This is a genomic window from Pseudomonas sp. A1230 (assembly GCF_044218825.1).
Lineage (GTDB): Bacteria > Pseudomonadota > Gammaproteobacteria > Pseudomonadales > Pseudomonadaceae > Aquipseudomonas > Aquipseudomonas iridis.
Genome location: NZ_CP162582.1, coordinates 4044820 through 4067595 on the forward strand (window position 1 = coordinate 4044820; position 22776 = coordinate 4067595).

Genomic DNA, 22776 nt, shown 5'->3' on the forward strand with positions numbered 1-22776 from the left:
GACTCAACAGGAGCGCTCCGAGGTTTGCGTCAGGCGGGCGAGCGGCCATAATGGCGACCTCGAATTTCCCCCAGTCTCTGAAGGATCGCCCGTGAGCCAGTCCCTGATCGCTGCCCTGCAAAACCCGGCCCTGTATCCGCACCCCGTCGAAGGGTTCCAGGTCATCGAAACCCATATTTCGTGGGTGATCCTCACCGGTCCCTTTGCTTATAAAGTGAAGAAGCCGGTGAATTTCGGCTTCCTCGACTTCACCGGCCTCGATCAACGCGAACACTTTTGCGCTGAAGAGCTGCGTCTGAACCAGCGTTTGACCGAGGATTTGTATCTGGAAGTGTTGCCGGTGACGGGCAGCGTCGACGCCCCGCGACTGGGCGGCGACGGCCCAGCGATCGACTACGTGCTGAAAATGCGCCAGTTTCCACAGTCCGGCTTGCTCAGCACCCTGCAAGCCAACGGCGAGCTGACAACTCAGCACATCGACGAAATGGCTGAACAGATCGCCAAGTTCCACCTCACCGCGCCGAAAGTCCCAGCCGAGCACGACGCAGGCACCCCGGACAGCGTGATGGCACCGGTGTCGCAAAACTTCGAACAGATCCTGCCGTTCCTCAGCGACAAAAACGATTTGCTGCAACTCGAGGCTCTGAAAGCCTGGGCCGAAAGCAGCTTCGAGCGCCTAAAGCCGCTGTTCGCCCAGCGCAAGGCCGAAGGTTTCACCCGCGAATGCCACGGTGACATCCACTTGGGCAACGCCACCGTCATCGACGGCAAAGTGGTGATTTTCGACTGCATCGAATTCAACGAGCCGTTCCGCTTCACCGACGTCTACGCCGATACCGGTTTCCTCGCGATGGACCTGGAAGACCGCGGCCTGAAGTCGCTGGCTCGCCGTTTCATCAGCCAATACCTGGAACTGACCGGCGACTACCAAGGCCTGGAAGTGCTGAACTTCTATAAAGCCTACCGCGCACTGGTTCGCGCCAAAGTGGCCCTGTTCAGCATGCCGGCGGACGCGACTCCGGTGCAGCGCGCCACTACCCTGCGCCAGTACCGCAACTACGCCAACCTGGCGGAAAGCTACAGCACCATCCCTTCGCGCTTCATGGCGATTACCCACGGCGTTTCCGCTGTCGGCAAGAGCCACGTGGCCATGCGCCTGGTCGAAGCACTGGGGGCAATTCGTCTGCGCTCCGACGTTGAACGCAAGCGTTTGTTCGGCGAGCAGACCGTGGCCAACGATGTGCAGGCCGGCATTTACAGCGCCGACGCCAGCGCCAAAACCTACTCGCGCCTGCATGAAATTGCCGAGGTCATCCTGCACGCCGGTTTCCCGGTGGTTATCGATGCGACTTACCTCAAGCGTGAGCAGCGCGATAACGCCGCAAAAATCGCTGAAGCGACTGGCACACCGTTCCTGATCCTCGACTGTAACGCCCCGCAAGCAGTGATCGAGAGCTGGCTGGCGATTCGTCAGGCCGATAAACAGGATCCGTCCGACGCCACGTTGGCTGTGATCGAAGCACAACAGGCCAACCGCGAAGCGTTGACGCCGGAAGAGATTCTGCGCAGCAAACGCGTTCAGACCAATGAATCCGGGACACTGGACACCGTTGTCGCGCAGATCCGTCAGCGCCTGCCAGGCTTGTAAGAAACTATTTCGGCCGTGAAGCCCTCGCTCGCTTCACGGCCGCTAAATAGTGGCACTATACTGGCGTCATAAAACCAACAGGTGATGTGACATGAGCCAGCCGAAACTTCTCGACACCCCGCTGTATGCCTTGCTGCATAAAGATGACATCACAGGTTTCAACAAGGAACGCCCACAAGACGGCCCGATCGACATGGTCGGTGGCGACTTCCGTGGCCTCGATTTGCGCGAATTGAACGCCGATGGCGTAGATTTCCGGGACGCGTATTTCCGTTCTGCCGATTTGCGTGGCATTGATTTCCGCAACGCGTCGCTTGAAGGCGCAAGCCTGGCCCACGCGCAGATTTCCGGGGCGTACTTCCCGCCGGAACTGAGTGCTGACGAGATCCTGATGTCGATGAATTTCGGCACACGCCTGCGTTATCGCACTCGCTGATATCTCTGACACCACACCCTGTGGGAGCGAGCCTGCTCGCGAAGACGGAGTGTCAGTCACCCTGATCGTGAAAGTAAGACCGCTTTCGCGAGCAGGCTCGCTCCCACATTTGATATTTGTTTGCCCCCTTCTTTCTGCGTTCGCAGGCCTTTCACACCCTCCGGTTGTCGTTTCTTAGAAGCTTTTGCGTTGAATCCGACCAAACAACCACGCTTTTCCTACTGATGGCTACACTCCTGAGAAGCTCGCCCACGCACCATTCGGCCGTCGCAAGGAGGCTTGATGAATGATGAACTGCAACACCTGAAGAATCTTGGGAAGACGTCGGCGCAATGGCTGCATGCCGTGGGCATCCACAGCGCCTCGGACTTGCGTCGCCTGGGCGCAGTGGACGCCTACCGGGCCGTGCGCACCCGCGGGTTTCGCGCGTCGAAGGTGTTGCTGTATGCGATCGAAGGCGCGTTGATGGATGTGCACTGGAACGACATCCCCGCCGAACGCAAGGACGCCCTGAACAAGCAGCTCGAAGCCATTTCCACACGCCACAAGAACTGAACGGGCGCTGACTGCCATGTACCTGCTTGGGGAACAATCGGCATTGGCCGACGCAATGATCAACCGTTTGCAGAATCTGCCTGCACAGTGGCTGGAAGGCCTTTTGTCGTGCGGGTCGGCGATTGAACTGGAAGCGACTGATGATCTGTCGGCGCAGTTGCCCGACGATCAAGTGTTTCTACTGGCTGAAGGGGTGATCAATGGTTTCATCGGTTCGCGCGCACTGTTCTATTGGCAGGAAGGCGACTTGATCGGCCTCCAGCAGAGTGACGCCTGGGCCGATTGCCGCTTGCGCAGTGACGGGCCGTTACGTTTGTTGCCTTATCGGCGCAGTGATGTCTTCCAGCATTTATTTGCAGACGCCAGCCGTGCGGAGCTATTTCTCGAGTATCTGCTGGGACAAATGGCCCTCCTCGCCCACGCCGTGGCCGAACTGAAACCGCGGGAGTTTCGCAGTACCAACGGTTTCAAGCGGGTCGAGGCCGGGGAAACCCTGATTCACCAAGGCGACCCCGCCGATCACGTGTTCGTGATCATCGAGGGGCACGCCGAAGCCTTTGTCGACGGACACAAGGTCGGCGAGGTTCCCAAGGACGAAATTTTCGGCGCCATGGCGCTGTTCACCGGGGAGCCGCGCAACGCTACGGTGATCACGCGAGAACCTTGCACAGTCATGCTGATTCCCGGGGATCAATTTTTGAGCATGACCAGCAGTAATCCGAAGATCGCCCACAGCCTGATCGCGAGCATGGCGCGGCGCATCGGCCAAATGAACCAACAGATCGCCCGCTTGACGGCTGACAAAGGGTAGCGCGAACTCCTTTATTTACGGGGCGTTCGAGCCATTGCAGAGATCAGATCAAATAAATGCAGAATCAGCGATTGACATGGTAATGAGAATCGCTATGATTATCACAACTGGTCGCGAGATCAGTCGATATTCTGAAAAGCCCTTGGTTCGGACTCTCAGATTATCTCCTCATCAGGCTAATCACGGTTATTTGACCCGGTTCTTACCGGGTCTTTTTTTGCCTGTGGAAAAGTCATTTGCCGAACTGTTTACGCATCTCTTCACAGTAATCGCGCTTCGGGGTGGCCGGGGTGTACCAGACGTAATCGGCCATCGCCTCAGTCACCTCATCGCCCTGCTCTGCCAGCATCAGCACCGTCGGTGCTCGGGACTCGCTCACATCCACGACGTGCAGCGGCACCCCGACATCCTTGCGCGCATGCCACGCACCGGCCAGCAGCAAGGACGGAGTCGGCGCCGACAGCAAAACCTCTGCCATGCGTCGATCCCGCTGCTGCTGAACCGCCAGCATCGCCGGCATCTGTGAATCAGGCAGCAGACCACAGTGAGAATCGCTGATCTGCCCCAGCAAAGTCGTTTTCACTGCTTCAGCATTGCTGCGCTTGCCACTCAAACCCGGCGGATTACGATAGAAGACGCGGATTTCGCCGTTATCCAGGTTGGCGGCCAGCAGCGGATACGGTTGCGTGAGGGCGAAGCGGACAATCGGCCCATAGAGATTCCAGTCCCAACCCTCCTGCCAGGCCAATGCGCCGGGAAGGTCAGAGGGAGGCGACGCGGACTGGCGAACCGCAGTAACTTTGGCCTGCTGATCCGGCGTGAGCATTTCCAGCAGCAGGCTGCCCTGCGGCCGCAGCTCGCCAAGCGACCGTAAAAGCCATAACTGCGCAGCGTGGTGGTCGGCGTTGTCATGCTGCTCACCGACGATCACCCGATCGGGTTCGGCGAGACGCGCGAGCAATTGCTGCGCGGTCAGCACCTGACCGCTGTGCAGATCACGAATCTGACCACCGATCGGCGGCGGCGCAGCAACATGCTGACACCCGGCGAGCAACAACACAGCCAAAAGCCACATCCCACGCATGCGATCACCTCGATGAGAAAATCAGCGGGCGATGATCAGCGGATGCCCACGCTCCGGGTGCGGCTGCACCAATACCTCAAGGCCGAACACGGCTTTGAGCGTTTCCGGCTGCAATACCTGTTGCGGCGTGTCCAATGCTACCGAACGCCCGCCTTCAAGCAGCAACACGCGATCACAATAACGTGCTGCCAGATTCAGATCATGCAGGATCACCAGCACGGCGGCGCCACGATCGGCAAACTCGCGCACCGCTTGCAACGTCGTGTGTTGATGCAGCGGGTCGAGCATCGAGGTCGGCTCATCCAGCAACAGCGTTTGCCCCGCCTGCCCCGGCCAGAGTTGCGCAAGCACCCGCGCCAGATGCACGCGCTGCCGTTCGCCACCGGACAACGCCAGATAACTGCGACCGCTCAGATGCCCGGCGTCTGCGGCCGCCAGTGCCGCGGCGACAATCTCGTCATCGCGCACCCGGCCACTTTGATAAGGCAAACGCCCCATGCCGACCACTTCTTCGACGCGAAAGGCAAAATCCAGCGTCGACACCTGCGGTAACACGGCCAGGCGTTGCGCGCGTTGGGTGCCGGTCCAGTGGCTCAACACGTGCGCGTCGAGCAAGACCTCTCCCTCACTGGCCGTCAACTCACCGCACAAAGCGCCGAGCAAGGTACTCTTTCCGGCGCCATTCGGACCGAGCACACCGAGTACTTCACCCGGTTCAAGCTCAAGGGTGATACCGCTGAGCACGGTTTTACGACCACGGCGGATGTGCAGATTGTGCGTACGCAACATCAGGCACGCCCCCGCAGCAGCAGATACAGGAAGAACGGCGCACCGATAAACGCCGTGACGATACCGATCGGCAACTCCGCCGGCGCCAGGGCCAGTCGCGCCACCAGATCAGCGAGCAACAACAGGCTCGCCCCTGCCAACACCGAGGCCGGCAGCAAGACCCGGTGATCAGGGCCGGCCAGCAATCGCACCAGATGGGGCACCACCAGCCCGACAAACCCGATCATCCCCGCCGCCGCCACTGCCGCGCCGACACCCAGCGCCGTGCAAAAAACCAGTTCACGTTTGAGCCGTTCGACATCGATGCCCAAATGCCCGGCCTCGGATTCACCCAGCAACAAGGCGTTCAGTGCCTTCGCCCGACGCGGCAACCACAACGCCACACCGGCACTGATGATCAGCAATGGCCACAGCCGCGCATAACTGGCGCCATTGAGGCTACCGAGGTTCCAGAACGTCAGCGTACGCAGGGTCGCGTCATCTGCCAGATAAGTGAACAGGCCAACTGCCGAACCGGCGAGTGCCGTCAGCGCGATCCCCGCCAGCAACATGGTCGCGACATTGGTTTGCCCATTGCGCCGACCGAGACGATAAACCAGTGCTGTAACACCGAGCCCACCAAGAAACGCGCACGCCGACAACAGATAAGGCCCGAACCATTCCGGCAAGCCACCAAAAAAAGAACCGCCGACAATCGCAATCGCCGCGCCCAGCGCCGCACCACTGGAAACGCCGACCAGACCCGGGTCTGCCAACGGGTTGCGAAACAGTCCCTGCATCGCGACCCCCGACAACGCCAGCACGCCGCCGACCGCCAGCCCGAGCAAGGTTCGCGGCAGACGAATCTGCCCGAGAATCAGCTCAGCCTGCTCCAGCCCTTCCGGTGCCAGCGGTACGCCGATCATGCGCAACGCCGCGCGCAACGTATCGAACAGTGGCAGGCTGACCGGGCCAAGCGCCAACGACAACCAGATCGCCAGCAGACACAGAAGTGTCAGGCCGATAAACAGGCTGCGGGGTTTTACCAGTGTGGTCATTGGCCGCTCTTGGCCGGGTAAAAACCGTCAGAAAGGGTTTTCAGCGCTGCCGGCAAACGTGGTCCGAGCCCACCGACCAACAGGGTTGGATCGAGCTCCAGCACCCGCCCGGCCTTGGCCGCGCGGCTGGAGTTGAGAATAGGGTTTTCCTTGAACAACGCAGTTTTGGCCGCCTCACCGGTTAACGCCCGGTCGGAGAACACCAGCACTTCTGGATCGAGGCTGGCGAGGGATTCCACGGAAAACGGCTTGTACCCGGTGTGGGTGGCGAGATTACGCCCGCCTGCCTGTTGCAGCAGCCAGTCAGCGGCGGTGTCCTTGCCAGCAATCAGCGGCTTGCCACCGGCATGCCCGAGCAACAGCAGCACACCCGGCGCCTTTAGTCTGGATTGCGCTTCAGTCACCCACGTTTTTTGCGCGTCGAGTTGCTGTTGATAACTTTGCAGCAGTTGAGCGGCCTGTTTTTCCGCTCCAAGTAGCTGGCCCAGATGGGAGACGTTTTTCTCCAGTGTCGGCAGATCCGGTTGAGCCGAGAACAATTCCACCTGAACCTTGGCCGCTTTCACCTGCGCCAGCACTGGTGGCGGGCCCATTTCCTCGGTACCGATCAGAATGTCCGGACGCAAACTGAGGATGCCCTCCGCAGACAGACTGCGCTGATAGCCGATGCTCGGCAGAGCCTTCAACGTTTGCGGATGCTGACTGGTGGTATCGACGCCGACCAGTTTCGACTCGCCACCCAGCGCACTGACCCACTCCGACAGCGAACCGCCGGCACTGACCCAGCGTTGCGGCAAATCAGCCGCTGCAGCCTGGTGACTGACGAAAAGTCCGACACACAGCACAGCAACGCGGGTACTCAGGCGCATACACAGCTTCCTTGAACAAGGTTTTCCCGGGCGTCAGGATGTCAGGCCAAGTATCCTCGGCATCTGTCCGGCGCCTTCGGGTGAAGGCCGCCATTTGATAATTGTTTGCATTTAAACGTCAAGCTCGGACATATCCCGACACGACACTAGAGGATAGCCATGAAGTTTCTCTGCGCGGGCGCCGCTCTGGCCGAGGCCGGCAGTCGCGGTTTTGATGTCGACGGGAAAAAACTGTTTGCCGTGCGTCGCGAAGGTCAGGCGTATGTCTATCTCAATCGCTGCCCGCACCGCGGTGTAGGGCTGGAATGGCAACCCGACCAGTTTCTCGACCCGAGCAATAGCCTGATCCAGTGCGCCACTCACGGCGCACTGTTTCTGATCGAGGACGGTGAATGCGTTTCAGGGCCCTGCGCCGGACAATCGCTGACGGCCATACCTTGCCGCGAAGATGCGCAAGGCCTGTGGATAGATGTTTAACCGTTAAGCAGCACATCAAGGCGGCGGTCGATCACCATTTCTTCATGGCTCAGGCGAACCCCGTAAGCCAAAACCTCAACACCACAGGCGACCGCCTCACGCAACGCCTCGGCATAGGCCGAATCGATTTCTTCGGCCGGACGCACTGCCTCAATTCCGCTGAGATTCACGCAATACAACTGCACTGCACGAATCCCATCCCGCGCCAGATGCGCCAGCTCACGCAAATGCTTGGCGCCGCGCTGGGTGACAGCATCGGGAAACGCCGCCACGTTCGTGCCATCGAAACCCAGCGTGACGCTTTTCACTTCCACGTAAGCCGGGCCGCTCGGGTATTCGAGGCGAAAATCGATGCGGCTTTTTTCCTGTCCGTAAGCCACTTCGCGCTTCAACGCGGTAAAGCCGTTCAACTCGGTAATGACGCCGGCCTGCAACGCCTCTTCAACCAGTCCATTGGCTCGTGCGGTATTCACGCAGAACAAGCGTCCTTGCGGGGTTTCACCGATTTCCCAAGTGCCGGGTAATTTGCGCTTCGGGTCGTTGGATCGGCTAAACCAGACCTGCCCGCCCTCGACCTGACAATTGAGCATCGAACCGGTGTTCGGGCAGTGAATAGTCAGCAACTCGCCGTTAACGGTCTCGATATCGGTGAGAAAACGCTTATATCGGCGGATCAGTCGCGCCTCTTCCAGAGGAGGATAAAACCGCATCAGGCTTGCCAGCTCTTCAAGCCACGGGCAATCCGCTCCACCGCTTCCTGTAAGCGAGGGAGGTTTTGCGTGTAGGCAAATCGCACATGGTGACTGGCCTGATAACGGCCAAAATCGAGCCCCGGGGTAAACGCAACGTGCTCGGTTTCGAGGAAATGACGGCAGAACGCGAAGGCATCGCCGCCGAACTTGCTGATATCCGCGTAGAGATAAAACGCGCCTTCCGGTTCTACCGCGATGTTGAACCCCAACTCGCGTAATGCCGGCAGCAGGAAATCTCGACGTCGGCCGAATTCGGCTCGGCGCTCCTCAAGAATCGCGATGGTATCCGGCTCGAAACACGCCAGCGCCGCGTACTGGGCCATGCTCGGTGCGCTGATGTAGAGGTTCTGTGCGAGTTTTTCCAATTCACTGACCGCCGCATCCGGTGCGACCAACCAGCCGAGACGCCATCCGGTCATGCCGAAATATTTGGAGAAACTGTTGAGCACAAAAGCGCTGTCATCAACTTCCAGAACGCTGGCCGCATCGGTGCCGTAAGTCAGGCCGTGATAGATCTCATCCACCACCAGATGCCCGTGTCGCGCCTTGATGGCTGTGGATAACCCGGCGAGTTCATCGCGAGTCAGGATCGTCCCGGTCGGGTTGGCCGGCGAGGCCACCAGTGCGCCGACGCTGTCGTGATCCCAGTGCCGCTCGACCAGGTCCGGAGTCAGTTGGTAACGCACCTCCGGCCCTACCGGAACAAGCTGCGCCGCGCCTTCGACCAAGCGCAGGAAGTGCCGGTTGCACGGATAACCCGGGTCCGCCAGCAACCAGTGTTTACCGGGATCGACCAGCAGAGCACTGGCCAGCAGGAGGGCCCCGGAGCCACCCGGTGTGATCAGGATGCGCCGCGGATCAATGTTCAAGCCGTATCGCGACTGATAAAAACCGGAAATCGCTTCGCGCAGCTCGGGAATACCGCGCGCGGCGGTGTAGCGCGTCTTGCCCGCCGTCAGCGCGGCATGCCCCGCCTGGATGATCGGCTCGGCCGTGGTGAAGTCCGGCTCGCCGATTTCCAAGTGGATCACATCGTGCCCTTCAGCCTGCAATTCATTGGCCCGCGCCAGCAGCGCCATCACATGGAACGGTTCGATCGCACGACTGCGCGCACTGTAGGGCTGAGCCATTGGCCTTCCTTCGACGAGGGAAAAGAAACGATTCTACCCATCTGCCGGAACGAGCGAGAACCCGTAGCGGTCACAGCCACAAGAACGCTGGACTGTAACGATAAGAACGTACGCTCCAGGATTGACTAAAATCAGTGATTGAACAGGTCTTCAACACCGCCAGACATGGCTTGGCAAACATTTCCAGGCACCGTCGGCCGCAGCCTCGACATCCGGGAGTAGCGCGGGCCGAATTGATCTGGTAAGTTCGCCCGCTTGCAGCCGCAGGGCCGGCAGGTGTCGGTGATGGAGCAATCCTGCGCAATGGATTACAAGAGTAGAGGCGGTCCATTTCATGCCCACCCAAGCAAAGCAACAGGCTAATCCGACCGTCAGCGGTTTCGAACCTTATGTTCAGGCCAAAGACGAAGAGTACATGGGCGCCCCAATGCGGGCCCACTTCACCAAGATCCTGAACAAGTGGAAGCAGGACTTGATGCAGGAAGTCGACCGTACTGTCGACCACATGAAAGACGAAGCGGCCAACTTCCCTGACCCGGCCGACCGTGCCAGCCAGGAAGAAGAATTCGCCCTGGAACTGCGCGCCCGCGATCGCGAGCGCAAGCTGATCAAGAAGATCGACAAGACGCTTGATCTGATCCAGAACGAAGATTACGGCTGGTGTGAATCCTGCGGCATCGAGATCGGCGTCAAGCGCCTCGAAGCCCGTCCTACCGCCGACATGTGCGTCGACTGTAAGAACCTGGCTGAAATCAAGGAAAAGCAGGTCGGCAAGTAATATCGACCTGAACGAAAAACGGAGCGTGCGAACGCTCCGTTTTTGTTTCTGCCGTTTGCTATCTGCTTTTGTGGGAGCGGCCCTGCTCGCGAAAACGCTGTGTCATTCAGCATTTAATTGTCTGACACTGCGCTTTCGCGAGCAGGCTCGCTCCCACAGTGGCCGCCGCAAGTCCTCAAAAGTACTATCGCATTCATGACTGCCAAGACTTCCCCCGCCTACATCGGCCGCTTCGCCCCGACACCCAGTGGCCACCTGCACTTCGGCTCGCTGGTCGCTGCCCTCGCCTCTTACCTGGACGCGCGTTCGGTCGGCGGCCGCTGGCTGGTGCGCATGGAGGATCTCGACCCGCCGCGCGAAGAGCCCGGCGCGCAGGTAGCGATCCTCAAGGCCCTGGAAAGCTACGGCTTTGAATGGGATGGCGACATGGTGCGCCAGAGCGATCGACACGACGCTTATGCCCAAGTGCTCAACAGCCTGTTCAATCACGGCCTGGCCTACGCCTGCACCTGCTCGCGCAAGCAATTGGAGCCGTATCACGGGATTTATCCGGGGTTGTGCCGCAACGCCGGCCACGACCAGCAAGACGCGGCGATCCGCCTGCGCGTGCCGGAGCTGGAATATCACTTCATTGATCGGGTGCAGGGCGAATATCGCCAGCATCTGGGCCGCGATGTCGGCGACTTTGTGATTCGCCGTCGCGACGGCCTCTATGCCTACCAACTGGCCGTAGTGCTCGACGATGCCTGGCAAGGCATCACCGATATCGTACGCGGTGCCGATCTGCTCGACTCCACGCCGCGCCAGCTCTATCTGCAAGAACTGCTGGGCTTGCGTCAACCGCACTACCTGCACCTGCCGTTGATCACCCAACCGGACGGCAACAAACTCGGCAAGTCCTACCGCTCGCCGCCGCTTGAGGCGGATCAAGCCACGCCGTTGCTGCTGCGGGCCTTGCGTGCATTGGGGCAAAACCCCGGCGCGGAACTCGAACACGCCACGCCGCAGGAACTGCTGAAGTGGGGCAGCGCGCACTGGGATGCCACCCGGATCCCGCGCACACTGACCCTGCCCGAAGCGCAACTGCTATGACGACACTTGCAGTCGCGCTGCCATCCGTTACCATCGCCGCACGTTTTCGGGCACGCGCATAAAAAAGAGAGGCCGGGATGTACATCTATCGCTTGGTCCTGCTTTTGGTCGTGGGGATCTATCTGTTTTCGCCCGCCATCATGGATTGGTGGATCGACGCTACGGGCGCCTGGTATCGCCCCTATCTGCTTTGGCTGATCCTGATTGTCGTGACCTTCATCCTGCAGAGCCAAAAAGATGCCGATGAGCTTTAGCCTGACCCAGATGCTCCTGATCAGCGCCGCCTACCTGGCCGCACTGTTTGGCGTAGCCTGGATCAGTGAGCGTGGAATGATTCCACGGGCGATCATTCGCCATCCGCTGACTTACACGTTGTCGCTGGGGGTTTACGCCAGTGCCTGGGCTTTCTACGGCACGGTGGGCCTGGCCTATCAGTACGGCTACGGCTTTCTGTCCAGTTATCTCGGGGTGTCCGGCGCATTTTTGCTGGCGCCGGTGCTGCTCTATCCGATCCTGAAAATCACCCGCACCTATCAACTGTCGTCGCTGGCGGATCTGTTTGCCTTCCGCTTTCGCAGCACCTGGGCCGGGGCGCTGACCACGATTTTCATGCTGATCGGCGTGCTGCCGCTGCTGGCGTTGCAGATTCAAGCGGTGGCCGATTCCATTGGCATCCTCACCGGCGAGCCGATTCAGAGCCGCGTGGCGCTGGCGTTCTGCGCGCTGATCATTCTGTTCACGATTTTCTTCGGCTCCCGGCATATCGCCACTCGCGAGAAGCACGAAGGGCTGGTGTTCGCGATTGCTTTCGAATCGGTGATCAAACTGATCGCCCTCGGCGGCGTTGGCCTTTATGCGCTGTACGGCGTATTCGACGGCCCGCAACAGCTTGAGCTGTGGCTGCTGCAAAACCAGACCGCCCTCGCCGCGTTGCACACGCCGTTGCAGGAAGGCCCGTGGCGCACGCTGCTGCTGGTGTTTTTCGCTTCGGCAATCGTGATGCCGCACATGTATCACATGACCTTCACCGAAAACCTCAACCCGCGCTCATTAGTCAGCGCAAGCTGGGGTTTGCCGCTGTTCCTGCTGCTGATGAGCCTGGCAGTGCCGCTGATTTTGTGGGCCGGCCTCAAGCTCGGCGCCACCACCGACCCGGAATATTTCACCCTCGGCATCGGCATTGCCGCCAACAGCAAGCCGCTGGCATTGCTCGCCTACGTTGGTGGTTTGTCGGCGGCCAGCGGCCTGATCATCGTCACCACCCTGGCACTGTCGGGCATGGCGCTGAACCACCTGGTGCTGCCGCTTTATCAGCCGCCCGCCGAAGGCAATATCTATCGCTGGCTGAAGTGGACCCGCCGGGCGCTGATCGTCGCGATCATCATGGCCGGTTTCGGCTTCTATCTGATGCTCGGCGCCGGCCAGGATCTGGCCAACCTGGGCATCGTTGCTTTTGTGGCCACGTTGCAATTCCTGCCGGGCGTGTTGTCGGTGCTGTACTGGCCGACCGCCAATCGGCGCGGTTTTATCGCCGGTCTGTTGGCGGGGATTCTGGTGTGGGTGGTGACCATGCTCCTGCCGCTGGTCGGCAATCTGCAAGGTTTCTACATCCCGCTGCTGAACATGATTTACGTGCTGGATGACACCAGTTGGCACATGGCGGCGATCGCCTCGCTGGCCGCCAACGTGCTGATGTTCACTCTGATCTCGCTGTTCACCAACGCCAGCCCCGAGGAAGCGTCCGCTGCCGAAGCCTGCGCCGTGGACAACGTGCGTCGCCCGCAACGCCGCGAACTGCATGCCGCCTCGCCACAGGAATTCGCCACGCAACTGGCCAAACCGCTGGGCGCCAAGGCTGCGCAGAAAGAAGTCGAACAGGCGCTGCGTGATCTTTATCTGCCGTTCGATGAACGCCGCCCGTACGCCTTGCGCCGTTTGCGCGACCGTATCGAAGCCAACCTTTCCGGTCTGATGGGCCCAAGCGTCGCTCAGGACATGGTCGAAACCTTCCTGCCGTACAAGGCCGGCGGCGAAAACTACGTGACCGAAGACATTCACTTCATCGAAAGCCGCCTCGAGGATTACCACTCGCGCCTCACAGGTCTGGCCGCCGAACTCGATGCCCTGCGCCGCTACCACCGCCAGACCTTGCAGGAACTGCCGATGGGCGTCTGCTCGCTGGCCAAGGATCAGGAGATCCTGATGTGGAACAAGGCCATGGAAGAACTCACCGGGATCGCTGCGCAACGCGTGGTCGGCTCGCGCCTGAGTACCATTGGCGATCCGTGGAAAGAATTGCTCCAGGGCTTCATCAACCTGCCCGATGAGCACTTGCACAAACAACACCTGGCCCTCGACGGCCAGACGCGCTGGCTCAATCTGCACAAAGCAGCGATTGACGAACCGCTGGCCCCAGGCAACAGCGGTCTGGTGCTGCTGGTCGAAGATCTCACCGAAACCCAGATGCTCGAAGACAAACTGGTGCACTCCGAGCGCCTGGCCAGCATCGGTCGTCTTGCTGCGGGCGTGGCCCATGAAATCGGCAATCCGATCACCGGTATCGCCTGTCTGGCGCAGAACCTGCGCGAAGAACGCGAAGACGATAGCGAGCTGACCGAAATCAGCGGGCAGATTCTTGAACAGACCAAACGCGTGTCACGCATCGTCCAGTCGCTGATGAGCTTCGCCCATGCTGGCAGCCATCAGCACAGCGACGAGCCCGTTTGTCTGGCCGAAGTCGCGCAGGATGCGATCGGGCTGCTGGCGTTGAACCGGCGTAATTTCGAAGTGCAGTTCTACAACCTCTGCGATCCCGATCACTGGGTCGAAGGCGATCCGCAGCGCCTCGCCCAGGTGCTGATCAATCTGCTCTCCAACGCCCGTGACGCCTCCCCGCCGCACAGCGCGGTGCGGGTCAAGAGTGAAGCCGGCGAACACACGGTCGACCTGATCGTGGAGGACGAAGGCAGCGGTATTCCGAAGAACATCATGGACCGATTGTTCGAACCCTTCTTCACCACCAAGGATCCTGGCGAAGGCACCGGTCTGGGCCTTGCACTGGTCTATTCCATCGTTGAAGAGCATTATGGACAAATCACCATCGACAGCCCGGCTGATGTACAAAGCCAACGCGGCACCCGTATCCGGGTGACCTTACCGCGTCATGTCGAAGCGACGTCCGCTGTGAACTGAGACCGTCGAGAGTATCGAATCAATGCCGCACATTTTGATCGTCGAAGACGAAACAATTATCCGCTCCGCCTTGCGCCGCCTGCTGGAACGTAACCAGTACCAGGTGAGCGAAGCCGGTTCAGTGCAGGAAGCACAAGAACGCTTCACCATTCCAACGTTCGATCTGATCGTCAGCGATCTGCGCTTGCCGGGCGCCCCTGGCACCGAGCTGATCAAGCTTGGCCAAGGCACGCCGGTGCTGATCATGACCAGTTACGCCAGCCTGCGCTCGGCGGTGGATTCGATGAAGATGGGCGCGGTGGACTACATCGCCAAGCCTTTCGACCACGATGAAATGCTCCAGGCTGTCGCGCGAATCTTGCGTGATCGTCAATCGGCGCCTGCTGCGGGTGAGACGGTTACCGCCAAAACCGCCAATAGCGGCGGCAAGTCCGCCGTCGACAACAGCAATGGCGAAATCGGCATCATCGGCTCGTGCCCGCCCATGCAGGACCTTTACAGCAAGATCCGCAAAGTCGCCCCGACCGATTCCAATGTGCTAATCCAGGGCGAGTCCGGCACCGGTAAAGAGCTGGTGGCGCGCGCCCTGCACAACCTGTCGAAACGCGCCAAGGCGCCGATGATCTCGGTGAACTGCGCGGCCATCCCGGAAAGCCTGATCGAATCCGAACTGTTCGGCCACGAAAAAGGCGCGTTCACTGGCGCCAGCGCCGGGCGCGCTGGCCTGGTCGAAGCCGCGGACGGTGGCACGCTGTTCCTCGACGAGATCGGCGAACTGCCACTCGAAGCCCAGGCCCGCTTGCTGCGTGTGTTGCAGGAAGGCGAAATTCGCCGGGTGGGTTCGGTGCAGTCGCAGAAGGTCGATGTGCGCCTGATCGCGGCGACTCACCGGGACCTCAAGAGCCTGGCGAAAATCGGCCAGTTCCGCGAAGACCTTTATTACCGCCTGCACGTGATCGCATTGAAACTGCCGGCCCTGCGTGAGCGCGGTGCTGACGTTAACGAGATCGCCAGCGCCTTCCTCGCACGCCAGAGTGCGCGCATCAACCGTACCGACCTGACATTTGCCGCGGATGCCGAACAGGCCATCCGTCACTATTCCTGGCCGGGTAACGTGCGCGAGTTGGAAAATGCTGTGGAGCGCGCGGTGATTCTCAGCGAGAGTCCGGAGATTTCCGCGGAGCTGCTGGGCATCGACATCGAGCTGAGCGATCTGGAAGACGACGAGTTCATCGGCCTGCCACCGCAAACGAGCGGTAACGCCAGCAACAGCAGCCACGAGCCGACTGAAGATCTGTCGCTGGAGGACTACTTCCAGCACTTCGTCCTCGAGCATCAAGACCACATGACCGAGACCGAACTGGCGCGCAAACTGGGCGTCAGCCGTAAATGCCTGTGGGAACGGCGTCAGCGTCTGGGCATTCCACGGCGCAAGACCGGGGTTGCCAGCGAGAGCTGAACGTTACCTGCCGAGTGTGCGGGTAACGTTTAAAGATGTGAAAAAACTGTTACCTCAGTCCATTCACGTAACAGAAGCCGGGGTTATCGGTAACGAAACCCCGGCTTTTTTTCGTCCCGAAAAAACGGTTATATCGACCTAACCCCTTGTTTTATTGGGCCTCGCAAAAGTTGGCACGCCCCCTGCTATATGTTTGGTACAAGAACAATAACAAGCAATGCACAAGACAATAAAAATAAGACGAATCGACTCACGCACAATAAAAACAAGACGGCGAGAGGCGCAGCTAACTGATTCTTTTGGAGAGGCGTTGTATTTGGGGCTTGCCCCACGACCAGGCCGAGAACAACAAAAACTGTCCTAAGACAGAGCCAGTACTGGTTGGATCGAGAGATCACTGCAATTCAGCGACCAAAGCAATCCGTTTGCTCTTGGCTCCCGATTGGGAGGGTCATGAAGGAAAAGCTTCATGGCGAGGGCACTCAACAAAAACAAGAAGCCCGAATCAATAATAAAAAAGAGCACGCAACTACTTTCTTGGGGAGCTTCGGCTCCCCTTGTAGTTTCTCCCATCTGTAAAAATCGCCCTTTTACTCCCGCTTCACCCTTGTAGCTTGCGGCTTTCAGCTCGAATCTGCTGTCTCCTACACCATCCCCTGACTAAATGCTAGAATCTGCGCCCATCATGCGGTCATTCTTTGGTATGGCCGAACATTCCTTCAAACAGTGCATCCCATGCTGAAGAAGTTGTTCCAGTCATTCCGAACTCCCGTGCGTCGTACGCAACACATCCGTAGCACCCCTGAAGTGCTCAACAGCGGTCAACATTCGCTGCAGAAAACGCAATTCAGCCGCTATGCGGTCAATATTGTCGAACGCTTGCAGGGCGCCGGTTACCAGGCCTATCTGGTCGGCGGTTGCGTGCGTGACATGCTTTTGGGCATCACGCCCAAGGATTTCGACGTCGCCACCAGCGCCACGCCTGAGCAAGTCCGCGCCGAATTCCGCAATGCGCGGATCATCGGCCGCCGCTTCAAACTGGTGCATATCCATTTCGGTCGCGAAATCATTGAAGTCGCGACCTTCCGCGCCAATCACCCCGTAAACGAAGACGATGAAGACAGTAATCAGTCTTCGCGTAACGAAAGCGGGCGGATTCTGCGCGACAACGTCTACGGCACTCTGGAAGAAGACGCGCAACGCCGCGACTTCACCATCAACGCCCTGTATTACGATCCGGTCAGCGAGCGCATTCTCGATTACGCCAACGGCGTACACGACATTCGCAATCACTTGATCCGCCTGATTGGCGATCCAAAGCAGCGTTACCAGGAAGACCCGGTACGTATGCTGCGGGCCGTGCGTTTCGCCGCCAAGCTCAATTTCGGCATCGAAAAACACACCGTTCAGCCGATCCGCGAACTGGCACCGATGCTGCGCGAGATTCCCTCGGCGCGCCTGTTCGAAGAAGTGCTCAAGCTGTTCCTCTCCGGACACGGTGCGATCACCTTCGAGATGCTGGTCGATCTGCAACTGTTCGCCCCGCTGTTCCCGGCCAGCGCCGACGCACTGGATCACAACCCGGATTACACCCACACGCTGATCAGCGAAGCGCTGACCAACACCGACTTGCGCATCAAGCAGAACAAACCGGTGACCCCGGCGTTCCTGTTTGCCGCGATGCTGTGGCCCGCCCTGCCGGCCCGCGTTTTGCGTCTGCAAGAGCGTGGCATGCCGCCGATTCCGGCAATGCAGGAAGCCGCGCACGAGCTGATCGCCGAACAGTGCCAGCGCATTGCGATTCCAAAGCGCTTCACCATGCCGATCCGCGAGATCTGGGACATGCAGGAGCGCCTGCCACGGCGCAGCGGCAAGCGTGCCGACTTGTTGCTCGACAACCCGCGCTTCCGCGCCGGTTACGACTTCCTGCTATTGCGTGAAAGCGCTGGCGAGCAGACCGACGGCCTGGGCGAATGGTGGACTGACTATCAGGATGCCAACGACAGCGAACGTCGCGACATGATCCGCGACCTCAGCGGCAAGGGTGACGATGCCAGCGGTGCTCCGCGCAAACGTCGTCGCAGCGGCGGTTCCAAGCGCAAGCGCGCCGGTGCGCCGAGCGCCACAGGCGAGTAAGGCATGGAACGCATCTACATCGGCATGGGCAGCAACCTCGCTGACCCTGCCGAACAATTGCGCAGCGCGGTCGACGCGCTGGGGCAATTGCCGCAGACCGCACTCGTCGGCGTTTCCGCCTTCTATCAAAGCGACTCGCTGCTGCCGGGCCAACCGCGTTACACCAACGCGGTCGCCGCGCTCGACAGCGCATTGGCCCCGCTGGATCTGCTCGACGCGCTGCAAGCCGTCGAAAACGATCAGGGCCGCGAACGTCTGGAGCGCTGGGGTCCGCGCACGCTGGATCTGGATATTCTGCTGTTCGGTGATCGACTGATCGACGAACCACGACTGAAAGTCCCGCACTACCAGATTCAGGAACGCGCGTTCGTCCTGTATCCGATGGCCGAACTGGCTCCAGCCGATTTGCTTCTTGCCGATGGCCGTAGCCTCGCCGGTCTGCTGGCCGCCTGCCCGTTCGTCGGCCTGGAACGCCTCCCTCAAGCCTGAAACAAATCCCCCTGTAGGAGCTGCCGCAGGCAGCGCCTACATGGATAGCGTGCGGCATCGCTATTTTTGTCGGACAAAAACCCCGCGAATCAGCCCCGCCGCGCCGCTGAATCGCATCAGTAACGCCGGTAACACTCCCCTCGTAACAACGCGGTAACACACACAATTGACTTCCGCTTGGCTCCTCACGACTATAGGCGTCCCGCTGCCGCCAACCCGGCACATACGGGCGCAATCCAGGCCTTATAAGCACGACAAAAGACCGTGCGCCTGAGTAGATGAAGAATCACGCGCGTTACTCGCAGTAGTTTCCAGAGCGCCTGAACGAGGATTTTTTACATGCCAGCCATCACCCTGACCACGCTCCAGAGCCTCAAGCAGAAAGGTGAAAAGATCACCATGCTGACCTGCTATGACGCGACTTTCGCCCACGCCTGCAACGAGGCCGGTGTCGAAGTGTTGCTGGTGGGCGACTCACTCGGCATGGTCCTGCAAGGTCACGACAGCACCCTGCCGGTGACCACCGCAGAAATGGCCTATCACACTGCCTGCGTCAAACGCGGCAACCGCGATGCCCTGATCATGGCCGACCTGCCGTTCATGGCCTACGCCACTCTCGAGCAAACCATGACCAACGCCGCCATGCTGATGCAGGCCGGCGCGCACATGATCAAGGTCGAGGGTGCATTGTGGCTGGCCGAGTCGATCCGTCTGCTCGCCGAACGCGGTATCCCGGTCTGCGCGCACATGGGCCTGACCCCGCAAGCGGTGAACATTCTCGGTGGCTATAAAGTGCAGGGCCGCAACGAGAACCAGGCGCGGCAGATGCGTGCTGACGCCATTTCACTGGAACAGGCTGGCGCGGCCATGCTGCTGCTCGAATGCGTACCGAGCGAACTGGCTGCGGAAATCAGTCAGGCAGTGAAGATTCCGGTCATCGGCATCGGCGCTGGTAGCGCCACCGATGGTCAGGTCCTGGTGCTGCACGACATGCTCGGTCTGTCGATCTCCGGCCGCGTACCCAAGTTCGTGAAAAACTTCATGCACGGTCAGGACAGTATCGATTCGGCCCTCAAGGCTTACGTCAGCGAAGTCAAAGCCACCACGTTCCCTGGCATCGAACACGGATTCTCTGCATGAACACCGTCAAAACCGTACGCGAACTGCGCGCTGCTGTAGCCCGCGCCCGTAGCGAAGGCAAGCGCATCGGCTTCGTGCCGACCATGGGCAACCTGCACAGCGGCCACGTCGCGCTGGTGACCAAAGCCACCCAACGCGTGGATTTCGTGGTCGCGAGCATTTTCGTCAACCCGCTGCAGTTCGGCGCCGGCGAAGACCTCGACAAATACCCGCGCACCCTCGCGGCGGATCAGGAAAAACTGCTGGAAGCCGGTTGCTCGCTGCTGTTCGCGCCGACCGTCGAAGAAATGTACCCCGATGGCATGGCCGGGCAGACCCGGGTCAGCGTGCCGCAACTTTCCGAAGGCCTGTGTGGCGCCAGCCGTCCGGGGCATTTCGAAGGTGTGGCGACAGTGGTCAGCAAACTGTTCAACATGGTTCAGCCGGATCTGGCGATTTTCGGTCAGAAGGATTTCCAGCAACTGGCGGTGATCCGCGCGCTGGTGCATGACCTGAACATGCCGATCCAGATCATCGGCGAACCGACAGTCCGCGCTGACGATGGCCTTGCACTGTCGTCGCGCAACGGTTTCCTAAGCGAAGCACAACGCGCCGTAGCTCCAGTGGTCTATCGCACCCTGAGCACGATTGCCGAGTCGATCAAGCAAGGTGAACGGGATTTCCCGGCGCTGATCAGCGCGCAACTGCAGCAGCTCGAAGCCGCTGGCCTGCGCCCGGATTATCTGGAAATCCGCCACGCCGTGACCTTGCGTCCGGCGACGGCTGAAGACCGTGATCTGGTGATTCTGGTGGCAGCGTTCCTCGGCACTACGCGGTTGATCGATAACCTGCACCTGAATCTCGATACGCCGACGTAAGCATCACCGCAATACCCAGTGGGAGCGAGCCTGCTCGCGAATGCAAACTGTCAGATAGCCCCGCGCCGCCTGACAGGACGCTTCGCGAGCAGGCTCGCTCCCACATTTGTTTTCGCTCCACTGCTGGTGTGTATTGGCCGTTTGTCGCCTCGTTCCCGGTATCAATGTTAAAAAAGTACAGGGATCGGGTCAGACAAAGTCAAGACAGATTGCAGCGCGAGGTTTACTGTATTCGCCCTGTGTCCAGAAACCGTGACAACGCAGTTGGCCCACGCCCAAACATGGCGTGCAGGCCTGTTCAGTGTTCAAAAGGCCGTTCAAGTAAAAAGGAAAACCGCAGCGATGGCGTATTACCTCAATCCTCAAGACGTTACCGCTCTGCCCGCCTGGCAAGCGTTGAAAGATCACCGCCAAGCCATGCAGGATTTCAGCATGCGCGAAGCCTTTAACGCCGATCCGCAGCGCTTCAATCAGTTCACCCTCAGCAGCTGCGGGCTGTTTCTCGATTATTCGAAGAATTTGATCAACGCCCAGACCCGCGACCTGCTGGTGAACCTGGCCAATGAAGTCGATCTGAAGGGCGCGATCAAAGCGTTGTTCGACGGCGAAATCGTCAATACGTCCGAACAGCGTCCAGCGCTGCACACCGCCCTGCGCCGTCCGGTCGGCGACAAGCTGTCGGTCAACGGCGTCAACGTGATGCCGGAAGTGCACAAGGTACTGAATCAGATCACCGATCTGGTCGGCCGCATCCACGACGGTCTGTGGCGTGGTTACACCGAGAAGCCGATCACTGACGTGGTCAACATCGGCATCGGTGGCTCGTTCCTAGGCCCAGAGCTGGTGTCCGAAGCCTTGCTGTCCTACGCGCAAAAAGGCGTGCGCTGCCACTACCTGGCAAACATCGACGGCAGCGAGTTCCATGAACTGACGCAAAAACTGCGCGCCGAAACCACGCTGTTCATCGTCTCGTCGAAGTCGTTCAACACCCTCGAAACCCTGAAGAACGCTCAGGCCGCACGCGCCTGGTACCTGGCTCAGGGCGGTTCGGAAGCCGAGCTGTATCGTCACTTCATCGCTGTGTCGAGCAACAACGCCGCGGCCGTGGCGTTTGGCATTCGTGAAGAAAACATCTTCCCGATGTGGGACTGGGTTGGCGGCCGTTACTCGCTGTGGTCGGCCATCGGCTTGCCGATTGCCCTGGCCATCGGTATGTCCAACTTCAAGGAACTGCTGTCCGGTGCCTACACCATGGACCAGCATTTCCAGACCGCGCCGTTCGAACAGAACATGCCAGTGCTGCTGGCGCTGCTCGGCGTGTGGTACGGCAACTTCTGGGGCGCGCAAAGCCACGCGATCCTGCCGTACGACCATTACCTGCGCAACATCACCAAGCACTTGCAGCAACTGGACATGGAATCCAACGGCAAGAGCGTGCGTCAGGACGGTACCCCGGTCTCGACTGATACCGGCCCGGTGATCTGGGGCGGCGTCGGCTGCAACGGTCAGCACGCCTACCACCAGCTGCTGCATCAAGGCAGCCAACTGATCCCGGCCGACTTCATCGTGCCAATCGTCAGCTTCAACCCGGTGGCCGACCACCATCAGTGGCTGTACGCCAACTGCCTGTCGCAGAGCCAGGCGCTGATGCTCGGCAAGACCCTGCCGGAAGCCGAAGCCGAATTGCGCGAAAAGGGCATGAGCGAAGACCAGGTGCACAAACTTGCTCCGCACAAGGTGATCCCGGGCAACCGTCCGAGCAACACCCTCGTGGTCGAACGCATCAGCCCGCGTCGTCTTGGCGCACTGGTGGCCATGTATGAACACAAAGTGTTCGTGCAAAGCGTGGTCTGGGGCATCAATGCCTTTGACCAGTGGGGCGTGGAACTGGGCAAGGAATTGGGCAAGGGCGTTTACAATCGCCTGGTCGGCAGCGACGAAACCAACGCTGACGATCCGTCCACCCAGGGCTTGATCAGCTACTTCCGCGGTCGTCACCGCGGTTGATTTGACTGTGTTGCCCACAGATCCTGCGGGCAACACTT

The 22776-nt window shown here is 59.9% G+C and carries 21 protein-coding genes; 15 read left to right on the forward strand and 6 right to left on the reverse strand.

Translation table 11 applies throughout. The annotated features are described in order from the left end of the window. The first annotated feature begins 91 nt into the window (after window positions 1-91). The 4 genes from AB4P97_RS18935 (at window position 92) to AB4P97_RS18950 (ending at window position 3450) form a co-directional block, all read left to right on the forward strand. Complete coding sequence (locus tag AB4P97_RS18935) at window positions 92-1648, forward strand: AAA family ATPase (RefSeq protein ID WP_395601462.1); 1557 nt, start codon at window positions 92-94, stop codon at window positions 1646-1648. Between the two features lie 91 nt (window positions 1649-1739). Beyond that, on the forward strand, window positions 1740-2084 hold the full coding sequence (locus AB4P97_RS18940; RefSeq protein ID WP_007909940.1) for a pentapeptide repeat-containing protein: 345 nt from the start codon (window positions 1740-1742) through the stop codon (window positions 2082-2084). Window positions 2085-2366: 282 nt separating this feature from the next. Continuing rightward, a complete protein-coding gene (locus AB4P97_RS18945; RefSeq protein WP_042561087.1) occupies window positions 2367-2639 on the forward strand; it encodes a TfoX/Sxy family protein in 273 nt (90 codons plus the stop codon). 16 nt (window positions 2640-2655) lie between these two features. Next, window positions 2656-3450, forward strand: coding sequence for a Crp/Fnr family transcriptional regulator (locus tag AB4P97_RS18950; RefSeq protein WP_395601463.1), 795 nt, complete (start codon window positions 2656-2658; stop codon window positions 3448-3450). Between the two features lie 232 nt (window positions 3451-3682). Here the strand turns inward: AB4P97_RS18950 and AB4P97_RS18955 are convergent, their stop codons facing one another. The 4 genes from AB4P97_RS18955 to AB4P97_RS18970 are packed head-to-tail and all read right to left on the reverse strand — an operon-like array spanning window position 3683 to window position 7229. Then, entirely contained in the window at window positions 3683-4534 is an 852-nt protein-coding gene (locus tag AB4P97_RS18955; RefSeq protein WP_395601464.1) for a ChaN family lipoprotein, read from the reverse strand. A gap of 21 nt (window positions 4535-4555) precedes the next feature. Next, entirely contained in the window at window positions 4556-5323 is a 768-nt protein-coding gene (locus AB4P97_RS18960) for a heme ABC transporter ATP-binding protein (protein ID WP_395601465.1), read from the reverse strand. Continuing rightward, a complete protein-coding gene (locus AB4P97_RS18965; protein WP_261736636.1) occupies window positions 5323-6306 on the reverse strand; it encodes an iron ABC transporter permease in 984 nt (327 codons plus the stop codon). The genes AB4P97_RS18960 and AB4P97_RS18965 overlap by 1 nt, the downstream gene beginning before the upstream one ends. Window positions 6307-6356: 50 nt before the next feature. Continuing rightward, complete coding sequence (locus tag AB4P97_RS18970; RefSeq protein WP_395601466.1) at window positions 6357-7229, reverse strand: hemin ABC transporter substrate-binding protein; 873 nt, start codon at window positions 7227-7229, stop codon at window positions 6357-6359. A gap of 159 nt (window positions 7230-7388) precedes the next feature. Between AB4P97_RS18970 and AB4P97_RS18975 the strand changes: the two genes are divergently transcribed. Then, the gene (locus AB4P97_RS18975) at window positions 7389-7706 is read left to right on the forward strand and encodes a Rieske (2Fe-2S) protein (RefSeq protein ID WP_042561092.1); all 318 of its coding nucleotides are present in this window, start codon (window positions 7389-7391) and stop codon (window positions 7704-7706) included. Here the strand turns inward: AB4P97_RS18975 and sfsA are convergent. Both sfsA and AB4P97_RS18985 read right to left on the reverse strand, forming a co-directional pair. Next, window positions 7703-8416, reverse strand: a complete 714-nt coding sequence (gene sfsA, locus AB4P97_RS18980) for a DNA/RNA nuclease SfsA (RefSeq protein ID WP_047303250.1) — start codon at window positions 8414-8416, stop codon at window positions 7703-7705. The two genes, AB4P97_RS18975 and sfsA, sit on opposite strands and share 4 nt — an antisense overlap. Continuing rightward, window positions 8416-9588, reverse strand: a complete 1173-nt coding sequence (locus AB4P97_RS18985; RefSeq protein WP_042561094.1) for a pyridoxal phosphate-dependent aminotransferase — start codon at window positions 9586-9588, stop codon at window positions 8416-8418. The genes sfsA and AB4P97_RS18985 overlap by 1 nt, the downstream gene beginning before the upstream one ends. 334 nt (window positions 9589-9922) lie before the next feature. Between AB4P97_RS18985 and dksA the strand changes: the two genes are divergently transcribed. The 10 genes from dksA (at window position 9923) to pgi (ending at window position 22738) form a co-directional block, all read left to right on the forward strand. After that, a complete protein-coding gene (gene dksA / locus AB4P97_RS18990) occupies window positions 9923-10366 on the forward strand; it encodes an RNA polymerase-binding protein DksA (protein WP_042561095.1) in 444 nt (147 codons plus the stop codon). Window positions 10367-10561: 195 nt separating this feature from the next. After that, window positions 10562-11458 (forward strand): tRNA glutamyl-Q(34) synthetase GluQRS, encoded by an 897-nt coding sequence (gluQRS, locus tag AB4P97_RS18995; protein ID WP_395601467.1) that lies wholly within the window; start codon window positions 10562-10564, stop codon window positions 11456-11458. Window positions 11459-11535: 77 nt separating this feature from the next. After that, window positions 11536-11712: a hypothetical protein gene (locus tag AB4P97_RS19000; RefSeq protein ID WP_003176118.1), complete on the forward strand. Its 177-nt coding sequence runs from the start codon at window positions 11536-11538 to the stop codon at window positions 11710-11712. Beyond that, on the forward strand, window positions 11696-14650 hold the full coding sequence (locus AB4P97_RS19005) for a sensor histidine kinase (protein ID WP_162184591.1): 2955 nt from the start codon (window positions 11696-11698) through the stop codon (window positions 14648-14650). The genes AB4P97_RS19000 and AB4P97_RS19005 overlap by 17 nt, the downstream gene beginning before the upstream one ends. Before the next feature lie 22 nt (window positions 14651-14672). Continuing rightward, window positions 14673-16109, forward strand: coding sequence for a sigma-54 dependent transcriptional regulator (locus AB4P97_RS19010; RefSeq protein ID WP_047303255.1), 1437 nt, complete (start codon window positions 14673-14675; stop codon window positions 16107-16109). Window positions 16110-16844: 735 nt separating this feature from the next. Next, complete coding sequence (locus tag AB4P97_RS19015) at window positions 16845-18245, forward strand: polynucleotide adenylyltransferase PcnB (RefSeq protein ID WP_042561099.1); 1401 nt, start codon at window positions 16845-16847, stop codon at window positions 18243-18245. A 3-nt stretch (window positions 18246-18248) separates the two neighbouring features. After that, the gene (folK, locus tag AB4P97_RS19020) at window positions 18249-18734 is read left to right on the forward strand and encodes a 2-amino-4-hydroxy-6-hydroxymethyldihydropteridine diphosphokinase (RefSeq protein WP_395601468.1); all 486 of its coding nucleotides are present in this window, start codon (window positions 18249-18251) and stop codon (window positions 18732-18734) included. A gap of 339 nt (window positions 18735-19073) precedes the next feature. Continuing rightward, on the forward strand, window positions 19074-19874 hold the full coding sequence (gene panB / locus AB4P97_RS19025) for a 3-methyl-2-oxobutanoate hydroxymethyltransferase (protein ID WP_047303260.1): 801 nt from the start codon (window positions 19074-19076) through the stop codon (window positions 19872-19874). Further along, on the forward strand, window positions 19871-20731 hold the full coding sequence (gene panC / locus AB4P97_RS19030; protein WP_042561102.1) for a pantoate--beta-alanine ligase: 861 nt from the start codon (window positions 19871-19873) through the stop codon (window positions 20729-20731). The genes panB and panC overlap by 4 nt, the downstream gene beginning before the upstream one ends. Window positions 20732-21073: 342 nt before the next feature. Then, window positions 21074-22738, forward strand: a complete 1665-nt coding sequence (gene pgi / locus AB4P97_RS19035) for a glucose-6-phosphate isomerase (RefSeq protein WP_200612993.1) — start codon at window positions 21074-21076, stop codon at window positions 22736-22738. Window positions 22739-22776: the final 38 nt, after the last annotated feature.